2 protein-coding genes are annotated in these 3,182 nt (G+C 78.0%); both read left to right on the top strand.

Annotated features, from left to right (window positions below):
* The coding region (locus G3I53_RS24940) for an NAD(P)H-hydrate dehydratase (RefSeq protein WP_164438791.1) at positions 1-615 on the top strand (615 nt) is incomplete at its 5' end.
* Positions 616-1,580: 965 nt separating this feature from the next.
* Positions 1,581-2,840 carry an alanine racemase gene (gene alr, locus G3I53_RS24945; protein ID WP_164438792.1) on the top strand — a complete coding sequence of 420 codons (1,260 nt, stop codon included), beginning with the start codon at positions 1,581-1,583 and terminating at the stop codon, positions 2,838-2,840.
* The last annotated feature ends 342 nt before the right edge of the window (positions 2,841-3,182 follow it).

Consider the following 3,182-nt stretch of genomic DNA (forward strand, 5'->3'; position numbering starts at 1 on the left):
GGCCGGGCCGTGATCGCCCGCTTCCCCGAGACCCTGGTGTCCGAGGCGGGTCCCGCGCACGCCGGCCGGGTGCAGGCGTGGGTGGTGGGGCCCGGGGCGGGGGAGGACGCGGCGACCGTGGCGGAGGTGCTGGCCGCCGACGTGCCGGTGCTGATCGACGCGGACGGGCTGCGGCTGGCCGACCCGGACGCCGTACGGGACCGGCGCGCCCCCACCCTGATGACCCCGCACGCGGGAGAGGCCGCAGCGCTGCTCGGCGTCGAACGCCGGGAGGTCGAGGCCGGGCGGCTGCGCGCGGCCCGCGAACTGGCCGCGCGATACCGGGCGACCGTGCTCCTCAAGGGCTCCACGACGCTCGTGGCCGCCGCGGACGGCGGCGCCGTACGGGTGAACCCGACCGGCACCTCCTGGCTGGCCACGGCGGGCAGCGGGGACGTGCTGTCCGGGCTCGCCGGCTCCCTGCTGGCGGCGGGACTGCCGCCGCTGGACGCGGGCAGCGTCGCGGCCTACCTGCACGGCCTTGCGGGCCGGTTCGCGGCGGAGGGGGCGCCGGTGGGCGCGCAGGACGTGGCGGGTGCCCTCACCGAGGCGTGGCGGGACGTCGCCCGCGGCTGAGGGACGGGCACCCGGTCGGGGCGCCCCGGGGTTTGAACCGCCCCCGGTCCGGACCGGCCTCGTGGCCCAAGCTGCCCCGGCCCGGGCCGGCCTCTTGGCCTGAGCCGTGCCTCGCCTGAGTTGTCCCCATGGTCCGAGCCGGGCCCGGCCTGGATCGTCCTCAGGGTGCGAGGCGTTCTCTGGCAAGTCGGCCTCATGGGCTGAGCCGTGCTGGGGCCGGGTCGGCCTCATGGCCCAAGCGGCGCCCGGGGCCTGAGTTGTCCCCATGGTCCGAGCCGCGCCCGGCCTGGATCGTCCTCGCGGTTCGAGGCGTCCTCCGGCAAGGCGTCCTCACGGGCTGGGCCGCGCTGGGCCCGGGCCGGCCTCATGGCCTGAGCCGCCGCCTGGCCTGAGACGTTCCCATGGCCCGAGCCGCGCCCTCCGGCAAGCCGGCCTCACGGGCTGAGCCGCGGCCGGCCCGGGCCGGTTTCATGGCCCACGCTGCCCCCGGAGCCTGTGCTGTTCCCATGGCCCCAGCCCGCCCGGCCCGGATCGTCCTCACGGTCCGAGCGCCCCCGGCCTGAGCCCCCCGAGAGGCCGTCCCTACGGCCGGAGCCGCCCCAGGCCCCAAGCCGATCCCCCGGTTCAAGCCGCACCCGCGTCCTGAGCCGCGCCCGCGTCCTGAGCCGCGCCCGCGTCCTGAGCCGCGCCCTCGCCCCCTATCGCCCCTCCGGCCCGAGCCGCCCCCCGGCCCGACTGGCGCACCCGGACCCGCCGCCGGCGTCCCACGTGGGCGGAAATTCCGCCGGCCCTCCCGGCGTCCCGTCCCGTGGGCCCCGTTCACCCGGACCCCGGTGCCGGGCGGCGGCCGGGGGGATGCTTGGGTGCTGACGTCGTGAAGAGCTCCGGTGCCCCGGGGCGGTGCCCGGTGCGTAGTGGGCTCCGGTGCCCCTGGGCCGTCCCACCCCTCTGAGAGACTGAGCGCAATGAACGAGACAGCTGCCTCACCGGGGTCCGCGCACCTGCGGGCCCGTGCGGAGATCGATCTGGCCGCGCTGCGGGCGAACGTGCGCAGCCTGCGGTCCCATGCGCCGGGCGCCGCCTTCATGGCCGTCGTCAAGGCCGACGGGTACGGACACGGCGCGCTCCCGTGTGCGCGGGCGGCGGTCGAGGCCGGCGCCACGTGGCTGGGTGCGGCGACCCCGCACGAGGCGCTCGCGCTGCGCACGCCCGAGGCGCGGATCCCGGCAGGGGTGCGGGTCATGTGCTGGCTGTGGACGCCGGGCGGGCCCTGGCGGGAGGCCATCGAGGCCGACATCGACGTGTCCGTCAGCGGCATGTGGGCGCTGGAGGAGGTCACCGCCGCCGCGCGGCTGGCCGGCCGGCCGGCCAGGGTGCACCTCAAGACCGACACCGGGCTCGGACGCGGCGGCTGCCAGCCCGCCGACTGGGCGGACCTGGTCGCCGCGGCGCTGCGCGCCGAGGCCGACGGGCTGCTCCAGGTCGTCGGCGTGTGGTCCCACCTGGCCTGCGCCGACGAGCCCGGCCACCCGGCGACCGCCGCCCAGCTCACCCGGTTCCGCGAGATGATCGCGGCGGCCGAGGCGCAGGGGGTGCGGCCCGAGGTGCGGCACATCGCCAACTCCCCGGCCGTCCTCACCGTCCCCGAGGCCCACTTCGACCTGGTGCGGGCCGGGGTCTCCGTCTACGGCATCGCGCCGAGCCCCGCGCTCGGCACCCCGGCCGACTTCGGGCTGCGCCCGGCGATGACCCTGTCCGCCTGCCTGGCCCTCGTGAAGCACGCCCCGGGCGGCCACGGCGTCGGCTACGGCCACCGGTACGTCACCCCGGGCCCGACCACCCTCGGCCTGGTCCCGGTCGGCTACGCGGACGGGGTCCCGCGGCAGGCCTCCGGGGCGGGCCCGGTGCTCGTCGACGGCAAGCTGCGCACGGTGGCCGGAGGCATCGCGATGGACCAGTTCGTCGTCGACCTGGGCGGGGACGAGCCCCGGGCCGGCGCCGAGGTGGTGCTCTTCGGCCCCGGCGACCGTGGTGAGCCCACCGCCCAGGACTGGGCGCAGGCGGCGGGGACGATCGCGTACGAGATCGTCACCCGCGTCGGCAGCCGGGTCCCGCGCGTCCTGGTGAACGAGACGCCGGAAGGGTCCGGCGGCCGGGACGGCGCACCGGAGCGGGACGGCGCGGCGGCGGCCGGGGCGGGCGCCGGCGCATCCGGCACCCCCTAACCGGGCACCTGAGGAACAGGTACCTCAGGACAGGCACCTGAGGAACAGCACCTGAGGAACAGGCACCCGAGGAACAGGCACCTGAGGAACAGGCACACCCCCGGGGCCGGGTGAACCGCATCCGGCCCGGGGGCGTCACACGACGTAGGACCCGTGCGGTGGGGCAGGCCCTGCTGGGCCTGGGCCCGGCCCCGGCAGACCCGCCCGTGACACCCGACGCCCCCGCGACCAGCGGCCGGGCGGACCCGGCGAAGAGGAGCGGCACGTGAGCGAGACCAGTGCGGAGACCGTCGCGTCCGCCGCCACGGCGGCCGCCGCCTCCGCTGCCGGGGCGTCGGGCGG

Source organism: Streptomyces sp. SID14436, assembly GCF_010548465.1.
Lineage (GTDB): Bacteria > Actinomycetota > Actinomycetes > Streptomycetales > Streptomycetaceae > Streptomyces.